This is a genomic window from Pedobacter paludisoli, assembly GCF_052344095.1.
Taxonomy (GTDB): Bacteria; Bacteroidota; Bacteroidia; order Sphingobacteriales; family Sphingobacteriaceae; genus Pedobacter.
The window spans coordinates 897,644-916,789 of record NZ_CP179926.1; the positions used below are offsets into that span (position 1 = coordinate 897,644).

Below are 19,146 nucleotides of genomic sequence, written 5' to 3' on the forward strand. Positions count from 1 at the left end.
CAAAATACTCAACCTTTTGATAAGTGCGCAATGCAAGACTAGCATCCAATCTTATTTGTTAATAACCAATCAGGCGCAGCCTGAAGAATACTAACCATTCAATTTTAATTAAGAAAAAAATGAAAAAACAATTAATAGTGGGCACACCTTCTTTTTTTGCTTTTTATAGAATACTGTTGCCCAAGAAAAATCTTATTTTTTCTAGCCTGCTGTTGATATCATTTAGTGCAGCAGCAAAAGATTTTTCAACAGAAACAAATTTTGATTTAACTCGTGATTACTCAAATGCATTAAATCGAGTACACGTTCGCTTTAATTTTGAAGATATTAAAATTAAGGGTGTGGTAAAAGATGAGGGAGGGGTACTTCAGGGTGTTATTGTAAGGGTTGTGGGCTCAAACGTTAGCACGCAAACGGATGCTGAAGGACGGTATCAGATTACTGTTCCGAAAGGTGGAACACTTCAGTTTTCCTATGTGGGATTTGCCACTCAAACCATCACCGTTCAAAGTGAAGCTAATATTAACGTTGTTTTAAAACCAGATAATGAAAAATACGAACTAAATGATGTTGTGGTAGTGGGTTACGGAACACAAAAACGATCGGATATAACAGGTTCGGTTAGTTCGGTACCTAAAGAAAGACTTTCCCAAATACCGGTAACCAATGTATTGCACGCCATGGAGGGTGCTACAGCGGGTTTACGGATTACGCAAACCTCTTCTGTTCCAGGTAGCTCGGCTGGAGTTCTAGTAAGGGGTGTAAATTCAATAAATGCTAACACCGCTCCATTAACAGTAATTGATGGGGTACCCTTTAGTAATCTAGGAGGCTCAATGAACGATATTAATCCGAATGATATCGAGTCCATAGAAATTTTAAAGGATGCTTCTGCGGTTGCGGTGTATGGAACAAGGGGTTCTAGTGGGGTAATTTTAATTACCACAAAACGTGGTAAATCGGGTGAACCTACCATTCGATACAGCGGTTATGGAGGACCTGAATTTCAGAATAAAACTTTAACACCTTTAAATGCTGATGAGTACGTTCAGAAATACATTGATTTTAGAAATCAAGGAAAGCAGGCGGTTCCTTCGCCACCGGTGCCAAACCAATACGAGATAGAAAATTACAATGCGGGTAAAACCGTAGACTGGATGGATGAGATTTCGCAGCAAGGCTATATTATGGATCATAATATTAGCATTTCTGGAGGTACTGAGCGCATAAAATATTTTGTCTCGGGAGCTTATCAAAAGCAAAAAGGAGTTTTAAAGGGGTATCAATATAGTCGTGCCTCTTTTAGATCAAACATTGATGCTAAATTAACGAATTGGTTAACAGCAGGTACATCGCTATTTTTTGCGGCTAACAATACCGATGGCGGGAAAGTAAATTACACAGCCGCCATGCAAATGAGTCCATATGGTCGTGAGTTTGAGGCAAATGGCGATTACACCATTTTTCCGATGTTCTCTGAAACAAACTTTCGAAATCCACTATTGGGCTTAAATTCTGATGTAATTAATAGAGATAAAAATTTAAACGCAATATTTTATGCCGACGTTAAGCCTGCCTTTTTGAAAGGTTTAAAGTACCGTGTAAACGCCAATTTTACTTTTTTACCTTCAAGAACAAACACTTACACGGGTGTAGATGCTGGCGATACCTTCAATGGAACAGCAGCAATTTCAAATGCTGAAACATCGAGTTGGATAGTTGAAAATATTCTAACCTATGATAAAGATTGGGCTAGCGGTCATCATATCGATGTAACAGCACTTTACAGTGCTCAGGAAAAAGAATATAATACGAATGGTACAAATGGGAGGACATTCATTAACGATGATTTATCGTTTAATAATATGGCTGCCGCTGCCGTAATTACGGCAAATTCTTTTTATAGTAGAGAAGCCTTAATCTCGCAGATGGGAAGAATTAATTATTCGTATAAAAGTAAATATCTACTTACTGCAACAGCTAGGAGAGATGGATACTCCGCTTTTGGTTCGGGAACAAATAAATACGGCTTGTTTCCTTCAGTGGCTGTAGGATGGAATATTTCTAAGGAAAATTTCTTGAAAAACGTAAAACAAATTAATAACATTAAATTAAGAGCTTCATACGGTAAATCAGGTAATCAAGCTGTTGGCGTTTATCAAACTATTACTACGCAGGGTGTTACCAAATACATTTACAATAGCGTTACAGCTATTGGCTTAGTTTCAAGTTCTTTGCTGGCTAACGGAGTTTTGGGTAACGTTAATCTAAATTGGGAAAGCACTACAGGCACCAATTTAGCCTTAGATTTCGCTTTATTTAACAATAGAATTAGCGGTACCATTGAGGCTTATCAAACCAAAACAAATGATGTTTTGCTTAGTCGTAAACTTCCAACCATTACAGGGTATGCAAGTATATTTGATAATTTGGGGAGCGTAAAGAACAAAGGAATCGAGTTTACTTTAAATACAGTAAACATTTCGAAAAGCAATTTTACCTGGTCTACAAATTTTAACTTTTCTGCGAACCGAAATAAGATTGTTTCGCTATATGGCGACGATAAAGATGATGTCGGAAATAAATGGTTTATTGGTAAACCTCTATACGCCATCTTCGATTATAAGCAAACAGGCATTTGGCAAGTTGGCGAAGATCCATCAACAGTGGACCCAGGTGCAGTACCGGGAAGTTTAAAATTTGAGGATACCAATAATGATAATAAAATTACGGAAGCCGATAAGGTGTATCAAGGTACAAGTTTACCAAAATGGACCGGTGGGATGATCAATAATTTTAGGTATAAACAATTTAGTTTAAGCGTATTTATTCAAACCTCGCAAGGATCTTTAATCAATAACCCTTTATTAAACTTACAAAATTACGGAGGACGTGTAAATATTCCTCGCGAAGTATCGTATTGGACAGAAGAAAACCGAAACAATTCGCAGCCTTCTTTAGTGTTTACCAATCCGCGATTATATGCGTACCCGGTAAATCAAAGCTATACTCGTTTAAAAGATGTTACTTTCAGCTATACATTTGCCGATCCGGTATTGAAAAAACTAAACTTGGGTAGTCTATCGGCTTTTGTTAGCGGTAGAAATCTGATCACATTTACCGATTGGGTAGGCTTAGATCCCGAACTAAGCGTAAATGCCAATCAGGCAGGAACCGCAAATGCACCGCTTAGCTATGGTATTTATCCTTTGGTATCGAGTTTCGTTTTTGGCTTAAATATTACGCTACGTTAAAATTTAAAAAAAGTTATCATGAAAAAATTAATCTTTTTAGTAGTTTTTCCAGTTATAATCTGTTTTCTTTCGTGTAAGAAAAATTTTCTGGATGAGAATTCTGATTCAGCGTATTCACCTTTAAATACATTTAAAAATGTGGCAGGCTTAGAGTCGGGGATAGCTGGTTTACAGGCTTCTGTTCGAGAGCAATATACCATGCAAGTTACACAGTCTTTATTGGCTATTTTCCAAGTGGGTACAGATGTGGCGCTTAATGGTTTAGATGCAGGTGAGGCTGAACCATTTCAAAATTATGCTTTGTTAAATTCTCAAAGTCCCGCAGTGCTTAATTACTGGAGCTGGGCATATAAAGTAATTAACAATTCGAATCAAATTATAAAAGGTGCTTCTGATCAAACCGCCGTTTTATCTGATGCGCAACGTAATTTATATTTGGCCGAAGCCAAATTTTTTAGAGCATATGCCTATAATTTTTTAGTAACGTTATGGGGGCAAGTTCCTTTAATTGATCAGCCATTAGACGCTCCCAAAACAGATTTCACCCGCGCAAGTTTAGAAAGTTTAAATGCACTTATTAACGACGATTTAATTTTTGCTTCTGCAAATTTACCTACTATAGATGCTGTGTCAAAGCCTGGTAGAATAAGCAAAGAAGCCGCACAACAATTGCTTGCTGAAGCCTATTTGAGACAAGGTAAAAACGATTTGGCCGAAGTTCAATGTTTAAATGTTATTAACGGTAAAAAGTTTTCGATTGTTAAAACTAGATACGGAGTTAAAGCTTCAGAGCCTGGTGATGCTTTTTCGGATATGTTTCATGTAGGTAATATGCGACGTCGACAAGGCAATACCGAAGCCATTTGGGTACAAGAAATGGAATTTAATGTTCCAGGAGGTTCTTCAAGTTTAGATCAGCACAGACGTGTTTGGGTACCTTATTATTCAAACGTACCCGGATTATTGGTAGCCGATTCATTAGGTGGTCGTGGTATTGGTCGTCTTAGGTTAAGCCCCTGGGTGATAAATGGATTGTATAAAGGAGCAGATATGCGTAACTCTAAATACAATATCCATCGCGATTTTTATTACAATGATCCAAAGAATGCAAAATTTGGCCAAAAGGTAATTCCATTACCGGCTGATACGCTTTATAAAATTGTTCCTTTTACTACAAAATGGAATCACTATATCGCAACCGATCCAACCGGAAATGGAGCATATAAAGATTTAATCATGATGCGCTTAGGGGAAACGTATTTGTTACTTGCAGAAGCACAGTTTAAACAGCAAAAACTCAACGATGCCGCCATCAGTATAAATGTATTGAGAACACGTGCGAATGCTGCGCAGGTATCTCCATCAGACATTACATTAGACTTTATTTTGGACGAACGTGTAAGAGAACTGATTGGAGAAGAAAATCGAAGAATGACCTTAGCCCGCACCGGAACACTTGTAGAGCGCTTGAAAAAATACAACTCTATACAAACTTCTACCGTGCAGCCTTATCATCAACTTTTTCCAATTCCGCAAACGGAAATAGACTTGAATAAGGATGCTCAGTTAGGACAAAATTTAGGATATAAATAGCGAATGAAAAATGTGAAAAATGCGCAAAAAAAAACGTGTTTTTTGCATTTTTTAAAATAAAGCTATTTGTTTAAAGTCTTTGTAAATCAGGATGTTTTAAACTTGAGATTAATATTTTATACAGATGCATATACCGTTAATAGATTCTATAAGCCAACATTCCGACTTGCAAATGGTGTCAAAGTTATTGGACACGCATGTGAAGAACGCTATTCAATATCAGCCATGGCCAGCATTTCAAAGTAATTGCCAAACCAGTGTGGCAATTGTGCATTCTGGCGATGCAATTTTCTTGAAGTTTTACGTGAAGGAGGATGTAATAAAAGTAAAAACACATCAAATAAACGGACCTGTACATCAGGATAATTGCGTCGAGTTTTTTGTTTTGTTTAAGGATGACGATAAATACTTCAATATTGAATTCAATTGCATGGGGCTGTGTTTAATTGGATACGGAAAAGAGCGTTTAAACAGAGAATTGCTGAATGAGCAGTTAATTTGTAAAGTTAAAACGCATATTAACATTAAATCAGCAGCAATAGAAGAAAAAAATAGATACCAATGGGAAATAACTGCTATGCTACCCATAGAAATTTTTGAGGCTAGCAACCTAACCAGTTTTAACCAGAAAAGCGCAAGGGGTAATTTTTTTAAATGTGGAGACGATCTACCAAAGGAACACTTTTATTCTTGGCAAAACATAATTTCCGAAACACCCGACTTCCATTTACCTGAGTTCTTTGGAAGTTTAGCGTTTAGCTAAATCAAACTTTAATGCAATCGAAAACGATCTACCTATGAAAAACATTAAAATAATTAACGGCCGAATAATAACCCCATATCGAATTATAGATAAAGGGGTTATTATTATCCATGGAGAGAAAATAGCTGCAATAAGTGATGTGGACATCCCGGTAAGTGATTACGAAGTTATCGATGCAAAGGGGATGTATGTATCACCTGGTTTTATCGATATTCATATTCATGGCGGTGGCGGATTTGATTTTATGGACGGCACTGAAGAGGCTTATTTAGGTATTGCTGAAATACATGCCAAATACGGTACAACAGCTATGGCACCTACTACCTTAACCAGTTCTAAAGAAGACCTTTTAAAAGCCGTTGATTTATACAAAAGTGCAAACAGTAAAAACAATAAAGGCGCTGAATTTATTGGCTTACATCTTGAAGGACCCTATTTCGCTCTAAGCCAAAGTGGGGCTCAAGATCCAAGGTATATTCGTAATCCTGATGTAAAGGAGTATACGGAAATCATGACGTATGGAGCGGGAATAATTAAACGCTGGAGTGTCGCACCCGAATTGCCTGGAGCAATTGAAATGGGGAAATATTTGCGCGATAAAGGGGTAATAGCAGCCATTGCACACACTGATGCCATTTACGAAGAAGTGGTAGAGGCCGTAGAAAATGGCTATAGTTTAGCTACTCACCTATATTCTGCTATGTCTGGTGTTACGCGTAGGAATACCTATCGCTATGCGGGAGTAATTGAGAGTGCATTTCTATTCGATTCAATGGATGTAGAAATTATCGCCGACGGTATACACCTACCTCCGCCATTGCTGAAACTGGTCTACAAAATTAAAGACGTTAATCGCATAAGCTTGATTACCGATGCCATGAGGGCTGCGGGTATGCCCGAAGGGGAAAGTATTCTAGGAAATAAAGAGACTGGCTTAAAAGTAATTGTTGAAAATGGTGTAGCTATCATGGCCGATAGATCTTCATTTGCCGGAAGTGTAGCCACAACGGATCGATTGGTAAGAACCATGATACAACAAGCCAATATCGCATTGCTTGATGTCGTAAAAATGATGTCATTAAGCCCAGCTACGGTTATGGGTATACAAGATAGAAAAGGAAGTTTAACTGTTGGCAAAGATGCCGATATCGTCTTTTTTGATGAAGAGATTAAGATCAAAAAAACGATCGTTCGAGGAAGAACTATCTATACTTCCCCAGATTTCAACTAAAAATAAAATTATATGAAAGAATTTATAAAGGATAGCTTAACCGTTAAAGTTTTTGAAAGCAGAAAGGCGATGGGTGAAGCGGTTGCGGAAGCAGTTAGCCAAAAAATAACCCAACTTTTATTGACCCAAGATTTCGTGAACATCATTTTTGGAGCAGCTCCCTCTCAGAACGAATTTTTCGAAGCACTGATAATAAAAGAAGTTGAATGGTCAAAAGTAAATGCCTTTCACATGGATGAATACATTAATCTTCATGCAGATGCTCCACAAGGTTTTGGTAATTTTTTGAAAGAGCGCTTGTTTAATAAAGCTCCATTTCATTCGATACATTATATTGATGGAAATGCTGAAGATTGTAAAGCAGAGTGTTTGCGTTATGCGCAATTGTTAACGGAATTTCAAACCGATATTGTGTGTTTAGGAATTGGTGAAAATACGCATCTCGCCTTTAACGATCCGCATGTTGCAGAGGTTAATGATCCCTTTCTGGTTAAACGAGTAGATTTGGATGAGCAATGCCGCACACAACAAGTAAATGATGGTTGTTTCAACAAAATAGACGAAGTCCCTACACATGCTTTAACCTTAACATTGCCTGCATTGCTAAAAGCTCCTTATGCATTTTGTACAGTGCCAGGACCTAAAAAAGCTCAGGCTGTTTTGCTGACCTTAACCGAAGGAGTAAGTGATAATTTTCCTTCCACGCTATTAAGAATACATCCAAATGCTATCCTGTTTTTAGATGGAGAAAGTAGCGCTTTACTACCCGAAAAAATAAAATAAGTTTTCTAACCAAAAACCTACTATAAAATGAAATGTGAACTAACAAATGAGCAGATTCAATTTTATCAAACTAACGGATTTGTTGTAATTGAAGATTTTCTCTCTCCTCAAGAATTGGCGTTATGGCGAGAAGCCGTTACCGAAGCAGTTGCAGAAAGAAAGGGGCTTAAAATGCCAGGTAAAGATGCCGTTTTGGGAATGGACGATGGCATTAACAAAGATTCCGAATATTTTTCTAAAGTTTTTGATCAACTCCTGAACCTTTGGCAAACGAATGATAAAGTGAAAGATATTATGCTCGACGAACGAATTGGGAAAATGGCTGCTCAACTCGCCGGCGTTGATGGGATACGTATTTGGCATGATCAGGCTTTGTTTAAGAAACCATGGGCTAATCCTACTTCTTGGCACTTAGATACCCCATTTTGGTCTTTTTCTGATAGAAGAGCTTTATCCATTTGGGTGGCTTTAGATGATGCAACCGCCGAGAGTGGGTGCTTGTATTTTATTCCAGGTTCATTTAAAGAAACAACCTATGAAAACAAAGGAATAGGAAAAAATATGGACGGCATTTTTCAAGCCTACCCTCAATTTGCTCAAGTAGCCTCAGTATCTGCAAAAATGAAAGCCGGAAGCTGTTCTTTTCACAATGGTTTAACCATTCATGGGGCTGGAGCGAATATGAGCTGCGGCAACAGACGTGCTATGACCTGTGCCTACATGCCCGATGGAAATGTATTTAACGGTGAACCCAATATTTTACCAGATGCTTATTTAAAAACGCTCACTATTGGCGATTTATTAAACGATAACGATCAAAATCCACTCATATATAAAGCCTAAGCAATGAAATCTCCAATCAAATTTCTTTGTCCGAGATGGGGTTTTGAAGATGTACCTTGGCCAACTTTTTTAAAACAAGTAAAAGAGTCAGGATACTCAGGCATTGAATGGTTTCCTTTTGCTGAAAAGTGTAATGTAGAGGAAGTACTCGATTTATTGAAAGCTTACACGTTAGATTATGCGATAGTGATGGCAGTAATTACGCCATATTCCGATTACGAGATTTATGTAGAAGAGCTACGTAAAAGCCTTGATCAATTAATGAAAATACGTACTGAATCGCAAAACCCCTTGTTTTTTAGTGCGCAAACAGGAAGAGAATTTTTTGATGAGTTGCAGATTCAGAGCTGTATCGACATTTGTACCGAAATAGAAAATGTATACCAAACGCCAATATATCAAGAAACACATCGTAATAAATGGTCCTACGCCGTTCATCGGGTAGAACCCATCTTAAAAAAGAACCCGTATTTAAAATTAACCTTAGATGTTTCTCACTGGTTTTGTGTTTCCGAAAGCTATTTAGAAGACCAGCAATTGGCTGTGGAGAGAGCGATAGCACATGCTAGGCACATTCATGCCAGGGTAGGAAGTACTCAAAGTTCGCAAGTTTGGAATCCGGCAAATGCCGAATATCAAGAAGCTTTAAATGCACACCTTAAAGTATGGGATAAATGGATAGATGGAATGCGTGATAAGAAATATCCCATTACCATAACACCAGAATTTGGTCCAGTTCCATACATGATCAAAGGAAATAGAACATCAGACTTAAGAACCGAGCAATGGCAGATAAATTTATGGATGAAAAATTTACTGCAAGAGCGATACCGTTAACGAAGAAAATATGAAAAGGAGAACATTTTTACAGCAAAGCACTGTTTTTTCGGTATCTAGTTTATTGGCCTTAAGGACCAATGCCCTTTCAAAGGCTTTAGCAGAAGGAATCATGCCTTCTGAAGTAGATTTATATACGCTCTTTCAGAAGCCTGAAATGGGTTATAGGCCCTTTGTAAGGTGGTGGTGGAACGGAAATAAAGTCGAAAAAAATGAATTGTTAAGAGAACTTAAAGTTCTTAAAGATGCGGGGATTGGGGGGGTAGAGATCAATCCAATTTCATTTCCATCGAATACAAACGACATGGGTATACCTTCGGTAGATTGGTTGAGCGACGAATGGATTGATTTATTAAAGTTTACACTCAATGAAGCCAATCAATTAGGACTTACCTGCGATTTACTTCCTGGTACAGGTTTCCCTTATGGAGCAGAATTTCTTAAACCACAAGAATGTGCGGAAGTAGTCGTTATTGCTGTTAAAAAAATGATAGGTCCATTGAAAACAGAAATTTCATTGTTTGACCTTTTTAAAGAAGCAGATCCAGCCACATTGAGTCCATATTCAGGTCGTAAAATGGAATTGTTGGCGCTTAGTATTGTTCCAGATCCCTTGGTACATATGGATCAGGTTAAAAATATTAAGGATCAAGTTATCGATGAATCTGTTAAAATTGATATACCTAAAGGGAATTTTGCCGTACAAGCTTTGGTGAAAATCAACAGTTTTATGAAAGTTATTCAGGGTGCTCCTGGAGGTAATGGCCCCGTATTAGATCATTATAACGAAAAAGCAGTCAGTACGTACTTGTATAGAATCAGCGATACTATTCAAAAAAGAATGGGTTCGCTAGCACCACATGTACGTTCATTTTTTTTAGATAGCTTGGAAATTGAAGGGGCAAATTGGACAAAAGACATGATGCTTGAATTTAAAAAGCGAAGAGGATACGATTTATTTCCGTTTTTACCCTTTATTCTTTTTAAAACGGGACGAATGGGCAATACCATCGATTTAAATTATCAGGTAAACATGAGTCCAGAAATGAAAGATATGCTTCGACGTATGCGTTATGATTTTGAGTATACCAAAGCCGAAATTATTCGTGAACGGTTTACCACTACCTTTGTTAACTGGTGTAAGGATAATAAAATAAAATCGAGGGCGCAGGCCTACGGTAGGGGGCATTTTCCGCTTGAAGGGACTTTTGATGTAGATATCCCCGAATGTGAAACTTGGATGAAATACGGTATCGGAGAAGAAATTTCCGAAACAGATTTTATGAAATATCCTTGGCATTTGGGTAGAGGAAACACAATGATTAATAAAATCGTATCCTCGGCAGCACATTTAAAAGCTAAGAAATTGGTGAGTTCAGAAGAGTTTACTAATACCGATATGGTTTTTAACGAATCTTTAGAACTGCTTAAAATAGCTGGCGATCAGAGTGTAATTTCCGGTGTCACACATCCTATTTTTCATGGTTTTAATTACTCTCCTCTACATGCGGAATTTCCAGGCTGGATTACCTACGGGGGATACTTTAATGAGCAAAATACCATGTGGCCACATTTTAAGCACTATACTGATTATAGAGCCAGGCAATCGGCTTTATTGCAGCAAGCTGATTTTTTTGCAGATATTGCTATCCTTGCTCCATTTGGCCACATGTGGGCTGATGTTGGTGCGCAGATGGAACCCTTTCCATATCGGGTTACACCTACTTATCAACAACTGATTTGGGAATCCATACACCAAAATGGAAATGCCTGCGATTTTATTTCGGAACAAGTAATAGCAGAAGCCGATGTTAAAAATGGCTCTTTAATGTACGGAAAGAGAAAATACCATACCTTATTCCTCATCGAAGTAAAAAGTATTTTACCTGAAACAGCAAAAAGATTATACGATTTTGTGAAAGCTGGGGTTCGAATTTTTTGTATAGAAGCCTATCCTCAGCAATCATTAGGCTGGTTCAATCATCTCGAAAAAGATCAAGAAGTACAGCAATGGATAAGCAAGTTAAAGAAACACCCGAATCAATTTATTTTCTTATCCAAACCTCAGGCTAACTTTAAAGATTGGTATAAAGAAGTTCAAACGAAGTACTCGCTTAAGCCTTATGTTAAAATAACAAAACCGAGTACGTTTGTAAGTCAAGTACGCTACCAAACGAAGGATACAGAAATCTTTTTATTTAATCATTCAAGCGCACACCTAAACACCGATTTAGAGGTAACATTTTTACCTGAAATAGTGAATAAAAAACAAGCCTGGATATGGGATGCAGTAACAGGTGAACGGTTTAAGTTAAAGTTGAAGGAAGGGCGCGTTAGTCTAAAACTTTATCCAGCCGATTCGGTAATGATCGTTTTTGACGATCAAAAAAACGGGGAAGAATGGATAGAGATTCCAGAAGTTAAGAATACTTATGCTCCATTAACAGGTGTTTGGAAAGTTGATTTTAAACATCAGAATGGTGTGCATAAAAATCAAGAAATGAGTGAGTTAGTTGATTTAAAAGATCGTTCCGAATATGTCGATTTTTCAGGCGTAGTTTCGTATAAAACAGAAGTGAATTTGGTTGATGGTCAGCGGTTTAAATTTTTGGATTTAGGTGTAGTACATGGAATATCAGAAGTGATTTTGAACGGACAGGACCTAGGTGTTAAATGGTATGGAAGAAGAGTGTACAAACTTTCAAATCTATTAAAAAAGGGAACAAATCAAATAGAAATAAAGGTAACTACAGTAATGGTCAATTATATGAAATCATTAAGCGAGAATACCACAGCGCAATATTGGACAAATAATAAAAAGAAAGAACAACCACTTCAATCTATGGGTTTGGTTGGCCCGATTCATTTATTTTAATAAAAGGTAAGAAATGAAAATTCAACGAAAAATAATTTTGCTGTTATTGATAATGCTACCAAGTACGATGCTGTTTGCTAAAGACTATAAAGCATCATTTTTTCACATTAAGTCAGATGGCTCAACCATGAATACAAGATCGATTCAGTTTGCAATTGATTACATAAGCAAAAACGGTGGAGGCAGATTAGTTTTTTATGTTGGAAGGTATTTAACGGGGTCAATCCATTTAAAGTCAAATGTAACTTTACAGTTAGAGGAGGGAGCAGTTTTACTTGGCTCAACGAATCCTTTTGATTACGATAGAATAGGGAATACAGCTCTTATTCATGCCCGAGACGTAGAAAATGTAGGTATTACCGGAAAAGGAATGATAGATGGACAGGGGCGTGCTTTAGCAAATAATTCAATAGACTATGCCAACGATGGCTTAATAGTCGATATTCTAAAATATGATCGTACGAGAGAATCCATTCGGCCAATGGTTATCTATTTTTATAACTGTGTAAACGTAAATATTAAAAATCTTTTACTGCAAAATTCAGCTTGTTGGTTGCAGACCTATGAACGCTGTAAAAATATGGTAATCGATAGTATTACGGTTAACAACGTAGCATATTGGAATAGTGATGGTATTGATATTGTTGATTGTGATAATGTTGTTATTACCAATAATAATATAGATGCTGCAGATGATGGAATATGCCTGAAATCGCACACGGAAGGTTTTTATTGCCACAATATACTTATCGAAAACAACATTGTAAGAACCAGTGCAAACGGTATTAAATTGGGAACAGCTGGTAAAGGAGGGTTTAGAGATATAAAGATTCTAAAAAATACAGTTTACAATACCTATCGGTCGGCTATTGCCTTGCAAAGTGTGGATGGAGGCTTTTTAGAAGATATTGTAGTTGATGGCTTAAAAAGTACCAACACAGGCAATGTTATTTTTCTTCGCTTAGGTGAACGTATTGCGGGTAAAAAATCAACCTTGAAAAGGGTATCAATAAAAAATGTGGAGGCCGATGTTCCGTTGGGCAAAGCAGATGCAGGATATGATTATGAAGGCCCTATCGAAGATATGCCAAGAAATATATCGCCAATTGTGATTGCGGGTTTGCCCGGTCAATACATTGAAGATGTAACTTTTAGTAACTTTGATATAACCTATCCGGGTGCAGGAAGTAAATTCATGGCTTTTATTCCTTTAGATAAGTTGGATAGTATTCCTGAAGTACCAGCAGGATACCCAGAATTTTCAATGTTTAAAGAAATTCCTGCCTGGGGTATTTACGTTCGTCACGCAAAAAATATAAACTTCTCTAATCTGAAATTAAAAGCCGAAAAGAAAGATTATCGTTTGCCTATTGTGATGGATGATGTGCACGATGCAGAATTGAAGAAAGTTAATTTTCAACAAATTGACCAAAAGAAATTACTGTATACGCAAAAGTCAACAAATGTAAAGGTTCAATAAATGGGTAATGATTAACCGATGATAAAAATAGTTAATCTATATACGTTTTATGCGGTTTTGATTTTGAGTGGGCTATTTGGTTGCTCAGCCCATGCGCAGAATAGCGTTCAAGTGATTTCCACTCGGATATTAAAATCTATACGAGTAGACACTAAAATTGATGCCGATTTTAAGAGGAATTTTATCACCCTTCAAGAATCAGGGAATTGGTTAGATATCGATTATACCTCTAATAGAGATACGAACTGGCCACCATTGATGCATTTGAACCGGGTTAAACAGTTTGCGCTTGCGTTAAGTAACGATTCTGTAATCAGTAATCAAGATCTGGTATTAAAAATTGTTAAAGCCTTACGTTTTTGGATAAAAGCAAATCCTTCGAGCAACAATTGGTTTCAAAACGAAATTGCTTCTCCAACCGCAATCGGAGAGACACTATTGCTCTTAAAAAGAAGTAAAATAGTACCTCAAACTTTACAAGATTCATTGATAAATTTGATGAAAAAGACAGACGTACATAAGATGGTTGGGGCAAATAAGGTAGACGTTGCTGTTCACATGATGTATAGAGCCTGTTTAACTGAAGATCAGAAATTGATGGATACAGCCGTGCATGAGTCTTTTATTCCTGTAGCATTTGGGCAAAAAGAAGGATTACAGGTTGATTATTCTTATTTACAGCATGGAGCACAATTGCAGATTGCCAGCTACGGTCAGGTTTTTTTAAGTAGAGCTTATAAGATTGCTTCTTGGGTTATGAACACGGATTATGCGATTCAAAACGAAAAATTAAAAATTTTAGATCGATACTTGTTTGGTACTTTTTTAAGGACCATTAGAGGTCAGTATGGTGATTTTAATGTAGAAGGGAGAGGGATCTCTAGAAACGATATACTCGATAAAACAGATATATCGATACATGCTGGAAGTACCAGTTTGTTGTCGCTTGCTAGAAAAGTCAATCCTCAAAATGAGGCGCTATTGATCGCCGCAAATCAACGTATTCTGCAAATTAAACCGCCTTCCTTTCAGCTTGAAAATAAGCATCTATTTTTTTATAAAGCAGATTATACACTACACAATCGTGCGGCTTATTCATTTAATGTACGCACGGTTTCTAAAAGAACCATTCGGACAGAATCCGGAAATAGCGAAAATTTGTTAGCTAAATTTTTACCCGATGGAGCTACTAATATTCAACGTAGTGGCGCTGAATATTTTAACATAATGCCGATTTGGGAATGGGATAAAATACCTGGAGTTACCAGCAGAGATTATAAATTGAATAAAAGAAATACTATAGATTGGGGAGAAAGGGGACTTGGTTCATTTATTGGAGGCACTTCCGATGGGATGTATGGAACAACCGTTTATCAATTAAATTACGACGAAGTTACCGCAAAAAAGGCTTGGTTCTTTTTTGACACTGAAGTGGTTTGTTTAGGCAGTGATATTACCAGTATGGCAAGAGAGACAATAACCACAACGGTTAATCAGTGTTGGGGTAAGGGCCCAGTAAAAGTTTACGAAAAAGGGATGAAGAGGATATGGCACGATAGTATAGGGTATTATTTTCCGAATAAAGATAAGGTAATGTGGACCAAAGAGGCCCAATACGGAAGTTGGTATTCGGTTAATAGCAATCGTTCAAAAGAACAAATTAAAGGTAAAGTGTTTAAACTATGGATACATCACGGCCAAGATCCATTTGAGCAAAATTACGCGTACATTGTAAAGCCAGGAATTAGCCAAGCGGATATGGAAAATAATAGCTATCCTAACATAAAAATTTTAGAAAACACATCAACATTGCAGGCCGTAGCTCATCAAGATTTGAACATGGTTCAAGTTGTTTTTTATCAAGCTGGAACATTGGTTAATCCCAATTTTTCGGTTGCTGTAGATAGACCTTGCATACTGTTAATTAAAGCAATGAATACAGCGAATCCTGAATTTTGCATAGCAGATCCTAGTCAAACACTACGTGCTGTTCGGCTAAGCTTTAGTTCGTCATTAGTCAAGCTCACAGAATCTTTTTCAGTTACGCTACCACAAGGTGACCACAAAGGAGCAACGCAGAGTTTTCGACTGAATGGAGGATCTTAACTATAAGATTGGATCTTAGTTTCGGTACGATTTGTAATTTTCTCTGGTGATAATGTCAATCGGCATGTAATGCGTATGTTCTATCTCTGTATTTAAAACTACATTCTGATATAAGGTTATTATGCCTTTATAACTTTGCTCTTGAGGTTTCTGACAAATTAGAAAGTCGATAGTCCCTTTTTTTAAATGTTCAATACTTTGTGGTAGAAAATCGTACCCAACCAAACATACATGTTGCTGCTGGGTCTGTTCAAGAAATTGAGCTACAGAAAATACCCTTGAGTTGGTAACAAAAATAGCTTTTATATCCGGATGTTCTTGCAATACTTTTGTTAAGCATTTCGCTACAGAATTATAATCGGTATGTTGGGTAATGTCTGTTTTTAGAATTTGTACGTTTTTACCTTTTTTGGCAAAATATGCTCTAAAGCCTTCCTCTTTCCGAGATAGATGATGGTAGCTATCGATTTCTTTAGAAATATTTACAACCAAAATTTTCTCTCCTTCTTTAACTAAATAATTTACCATATGTGCACTCAGATGACCACTTTGAAATAAATCGGGTCCGATGTAACTTAATCTAGCTTCATTCGGAATATCTGAATTGATAAATACCTGTGGGATTTTTTTTTGATTACACAGTTTTGAAAAGGCCAGCGACTCTTCAATAAAGATGGGCGCAACTAAAATACCATCAACGGCTGTTTTTAGGATTTTTTTGGTCTCTTTTACAAAAGATTGTTTATCGTTTTGATCAAAAAAGTATTTATCAACAACAATTCCAAATTGCTTAATTTCTGACTCTGCCATTTCAATACCCTTGCATGGAGCATCCCAAAAATCAGTCTCTGAAGAAATAGAGGGAATTAAGCTAGCAAAATGCAATACTTTTTTTGAAGCCAGTCTACGGGCCAAAATATTGGGTTGATAGTCTAACTCTTTCATAATAGCCAATATTTTGGTACGTGTTGATGCTGAAACGCCTGTTCTATTATGCAACACTCTGTCAACAGTACCTATAGAAACATTTGCTCTTCGCGCGATTTCCTTTACACCAGTTTGCATATTTGTTTTCATTTGAGCAATTAGAATTTCTTATGTAAAATTATAAATTAAGATAATAAAATTGAATAGCTAAAAAGAATTTAAGATGTATTATTGTTCGCAAACGACAATTTTTTTTTGTTATTACTTAGCGCAAGAGCCAATAACCCAATATGGAAATACCTCTAGGGTACCAATAACCAATCCATACATCATCTTTTTTTAACAATCCATCATTGTACGCGTACGGATTGTTTTTATTCCAAGCGTAAATATAGGGAGCTGATGAATGTTTAATTCCGTACCATTTCGCAGCAACAACATCGGCAACAATAGTTTTGCTAAACCAGGTTGTACCTTCTTCAGTAGTTAATTTAATGCCATAATCAGTTTTGCTGAGAGCATAGGTGCTGGCATATTCTTTTTTTAATATTTTGGCAAGTTCATCGAGTAGGGTTAATTTTGCATTTACGAGACCTGGTAAAAAGAGTCCTTCTCCCACTACTACGGAACGTTGATTCCACTTTGGAAATTGCGTGTCTAGACTCACGGGAATAAAACCATAGCGCTTTTGTGCCTTTTTTAACGTATTTAAGATAAGGTTTGCTTCATTCTCGAGATGCAGCGCCTGTTTATTCCTTAAAGAAGCATTATTTAAGGCAATGCCTAATTCTTTATAACCCATTCCTTCTCCATCAACTACACCTTTTTTACTTTCTTCAACTTCCTGAATCTGTGTTTTGTTGGCTAATGTTTTAAACATATCTGAAGCAACTGTATAGGCACATAGTTGTTTAGCGCCTAAAAAAGTATTATCGGGCGATAGTTTAAGCGCTTCGTTTGCGTCATAAGTAGTCCATCCATAGGCCATATCAGCAATACCATTTCCATTAGTATCTCTATTGATTACAGATTGCAGTAAAACCTGCACGTTACCCAACATCGATTTTACGAAAGCATCGTCTTTACTAATTTTCCAATAGTAGTACAATAAAAGTACAAAAGAGGTGTTTTCTTCCACGGCCATATGCGGGCCATAATTGTAATTTGCGGTTTCGCTTACAAAAGGTAAATCTCCAACATCGTGGTATAAATATGGTCCATATTCCGAAGCAGTCATCCCTTGCCGATATGCAGGTTTGTTTTGTTGCGGATTAGCGGGCACCATACGTTCTTCACGAGCAATATAGTCTGTCCACTGCTTAAGTTGTAACTTTAAACGCCAAGGACAAAAAATAGCGCTAACCTCTGTTTCGTGTGCCACATCTACGGTACTTAAGTGTTTAAATCTTCCTTCCGAAACATAAAAACGTGGCAGTTGGTTTTTATCCAATAGAAAAAATGTATTGGCCAAATCTGTATGAAAGGCTAATGCTAAAACCCATTTTTCCTGTGCGGTCAAACTGCTATTCATTAAGCTATCCTCAAATTTTTGCGTTAAAGATATATTTTGTTCGAAATTATTGCGCGCATAATCAAGCACTTCGGTAATGTTGTTCCAATACTGTGTGTAGTAGAACTTAAGGGGTAAGTTTACGCGTTTGTCTTCTATAACGGTTTCTTTGTGATGTGTAGCGTAAATTTGGTTAAACATTTTTTTAGCTTGTTTAGGAAGGCTAAATTCATACAGTAATCCAGCATAACCCGAATCGTCAAAAGTAGCTTTTGGAGGTGTATTTATGGCTGTTAAAGCCAGTTTTCCATTTAAACTTGACGGATCTCTAAAAAGTACAGTTTGCTCCGAATTATCTACTTTCATAGGTTCTAGATTCATAAAGTTAAATGCTTTTACCGGTGTTTTGGCTAAGCCTACTTTAAGCGAACCGGTTATGGTATTTTGACTTTCATTAATAACCTCAACTTGTAAATAAAATCCAGGAAAAATTTGGGTTTTTATTGCTGAACTGTCTTGGAGATTTTTTGAAGGTGTAAAGGATGAAACTAGTGTGAAATTTACTTTAATCCCCTCCGGGCAATCCCCAGTAATCTGCATAGAAGATGGACCAAACGCAAGCTGTTGTTGGCTTAGGTAGGTGGTATTTCTAGGAAGTTTTGATGTTCTGAAACAATAGGTTTTATTGTTCATGGTTAATCCAATAAGAAAGTCGGTTTGTTCATCCATGTCAAAGCCTAAACTGCCGCTTTGCATGCTTTGTTTATCGCTAAGCAGCGAAAAGCTAAAACGACTACCTAAACGCGAATTAAGAAGCGTGAATTTGGTGCTGTCGGTTAAATTGGTGCGAATTAAGTCCTGATTTACTTTAAAATTCTGCGCATATATGCTTAGAGATAAAAAAAAGCTTATTGACGTGAGGAATAGGTTCTTCGAATTCATTT

The 19,146-nt window shown here is 36.9% G+C and carries 12 protein-coding genes; 10 read left to right on the forward strand and 2 right to left on the reverse strand.

Annotation, left to right across the window (positions count from 1 at the left end):
- Window positions 1–119: 119 nt before the first annotated feature.
- The 10 genes from ACJVDK_RS03495 (at window position 120) to ACJVDK_RS03540 (ending at window position 15,765) form a co-directional block, all read left to right on the forward strand.
- A complete protein-coding gene (locus ACJVDK_RS03495; RefSeq protein ID WP_443938905.1) occupies window positions 120–3,254 on the forward strand; it encodes a SusC/RagA family TonB-linked outer membrane protein in 3,135 nt (1,044 codons plus the stop codon).
- Window positions 3,255–3,272: 18 nt separating this feature from the next.
- A complete protein-coding gene (locus ACJVDK_RS03500) occupies window positions 3,273–4,847 on the forward strand; it encodes a RagB/SusD family nutrient uptake outer membrane protein (protein ID WP_443938906.1) in 1,575 nt (524 codons plus the stop codon).
- Window positions 4,848–5,019: 172 nt separating this feature from the next.
- Window positions 5,020–5,610, forward strand: coding sequence for a carbohydrate-binding family 9-like protein (locus ACJVDK_RS03505; protein WP_443938907.1), 591 nt, complete (start codon window positions 5,020–5,022; stop codon window positions 5,608–5,610).
- Between the two features lie 34 nt (window positions 5,611–5,644).
- Window positions 5,645–6,841 (forward strand): N-acetylglucosamine-6-phosphate deacetylase, encoded by a 1,197-nt coding sequence (gene nagA / locus ACJVDK_RS03510; RefSeq protein WP_443938908.1) that lies wholly within the window; start codon window positions 5,645–5,647, stop codon window positions 6,839–6,841.
- Window positions 6,842–6,853: 12 nt separating this feature from the next.
- Complete coding sequence (locus ACJVDK_RS03515) at window positions 6,854–7,624, forward strand: 6-phosphogluconolactonase (protein WP_443938909.1); 771 nt, start codon at window positions 6,854–6,856, stop codon at window positions 7,622–7,624.
- A 27-nt stretch (window positions 7,625–7,651) separates the two neighbouring features.
- On the forward strand, window positions 7,652–8,467 hold the full coding sequence (locus ACJVDK_RS03520; RefSeq protein ID WP_443938910.1) for a phytanoyl-CoA dioxygenase family protein: 816 nt from the start codon (window positions 7,652–7,654) through the stop codon (window positions 8,465–8,467).
- 3 nt (window positions 8,468–8,470) lie between these two features.
- Window positions 8,471–9,304 carry a sugar phosphate isomerase/epimerase family protein gene (locus tag ACJVDK_RS03525; protein WP_443938911.1) on the forward strand — a complete coding sequence of 278 codons (834 nt, stop codon included), beginning with the start codon at window positions 8,471–8,473 and terminating at the stop codon, window positions 9,302–9,304.
- Window positions 9,305–9,314: 10 nt separating this feature from the next.
- Window positions 9,315–12,179, forward strand: coding sequence for a glycosyl hydrolase (locus tag ACJVDK_RS03530; RefSeq protein ID WP_443938912.1), 2,865 nt, complete (start codon window positions 9,315–9,317; stop codon window positions 12,177–12,179).
- Between the two features lie 13 nt (window positions 12,180–12,192).
- Window positions 12,193–13,659 carry a glycoside hydrolase family 28 protein gene (locus tag ACJVDK_RS03535; protein ID WP_443938913.1) on the forward strand — a complete coding sequence of 489 codons (1,467 nt, stop codon included), beginning with the start codon at window positions 12,193–12,195 and terminating at the stop codon, window positions 13,657–13,659.
- Window positions 13,660–13,677: 18 nt separating this feature from the next.
- Window positions 13,678–15,765 (forward strand): polysaccharide lyase family 8 super-sandwich domain-containing protein, encoded by a 2,088-nt coding sequence (locus ACJVDK_RS03540; protein ID WP_443938914.1) that lies wholly within the window; start codon window positions 13,678–13,680, stop codon window positions 15,763–15,765.
- A 15-nt stretch (window positions 15,766–15,780) separates the two neighbouring features.
- Here the strand turns inward: ACJVDK_RS03540 and ACJVDK_RS03545 are convergent, their stop codons facing one another.
- Window positions 15,781–16,842, reverse strand: coding sequence for a LacI family DNA-binding transcriptional regulator (locus tag ACJVDK_RS03545; protein WP_443938915.1), 1,062 nt, complete (start codon window positions 16,840–16,842; stop codon window positions 15,781–15,783).
- A gap of 115 nt (window positions 16,843–16,957) precedes the next feature.
- The gene (locus ACJVDK_RS03550; RefSeq protein WP_443938916.1) at window positions 16,958–19,144 is read right to left on the reverse strand and encodes a glycoside hydrolase family 52 protein; all 2,187 of its coding nucleotides are present in this window, start codon (window positions 19,142–19,144) and stop codon (window positions 16,958–16,960) included.
- Window positions 19,145–19,146: the final 2 nt, after the last annotated feature.

What these genes read in the sequence shown, in the direction of transcription:
- ACJVDK_RS03550 (WP_443938916.1), bottom strand. Translation starts at nt 19,144, where the DNA reads ATGAATTCGAAGAACCTATTCCTCACGTCAATAAGCTTTTTTTTATCT.
- ACJVDK_RS03500 (WP_443938906.1), top strand. Translation starts at nt 3,273, where the DNA reads ATGAAAAAATTAATCTTTTTAGTAGTTTTTCCAGTTATAATCTGTTTT.
- ACJVDK_RS03535 (WP_443938913.1), top strand. Translation starts at nt 12,193, where the DNA reads ATGAAAATTCAACGAAAAATAATTTTGCTGTTATTGATAATGCTACCA.
- nagA (WP_443938908.1), top strand. Translation starts at nt 5,645, where the DNA reads ATGAAAAACATTAAAATAATTAACGGCCGAATAATAACCCCATATCGA.
- ACJVDK_RS03495 (WP_443938905.1), top strand. Translation starts at nt 120, where the DNA reads ATGAAAAAACAATTAATAGTGGGCACACCTTCTTTTTTTGCTTTTTAT.
- ACJVDK_RS03525 (WP_443938911.1), top strand. Translation starts at nt 8,471, where the DNA reads ATGAAATCTCCAATCAAATTTCTTTGTCCGAGATGGGGTTTTGAAGAT.
- ACJVDK_RS03540 (WP_443938914.1), top strand. Translation starts at nt 13,678, where the DNA reads ATGATAAAAATAGTTAATCTATATACGTTTTATGCGGTTTTGATTTTG.
- ACJVDK_RS03515 (WP_443938909.1), top strand. Translation starts at nt 6,854, where the DNA reads ATGAAAGAATTTATAAAGGATAGCTTAACCGTTAAAGTTTTTGAAAGC.
- ACJVDK_RS03530 (WP_443938912.1), top strand. Translation starts at nt 9,315, where the DNA reads ATGAAAAGGAGAACATTTTTACAGCAAAGCACTGTTTTTTCGGTATCT.
- ACJVDK_RS03545 (WP_443938915.1), bottom strand. Translation starts at nt 16,842, where the DNA reads ATGAAAACAAATATGCAAACTGGTGTAAAGGAAATCGCGCGAAGAGCA.
- ACJVDK_RS03520 (WP_443938910.1), top strand. Translation starts at nt 7,652, where the DNA reads ATGAAATGTGAACTAACAAATGAGCAGATTCAATTTTATCAAACTAAC.
- ACJVDK_RS03505 (WP_443938907.1), top strand. Translation starts at nt 5,020, where the DNA reads ATGGTGTCAAAGTTATTGGACACGCATGTGAAGAACGCTATTCAATAT.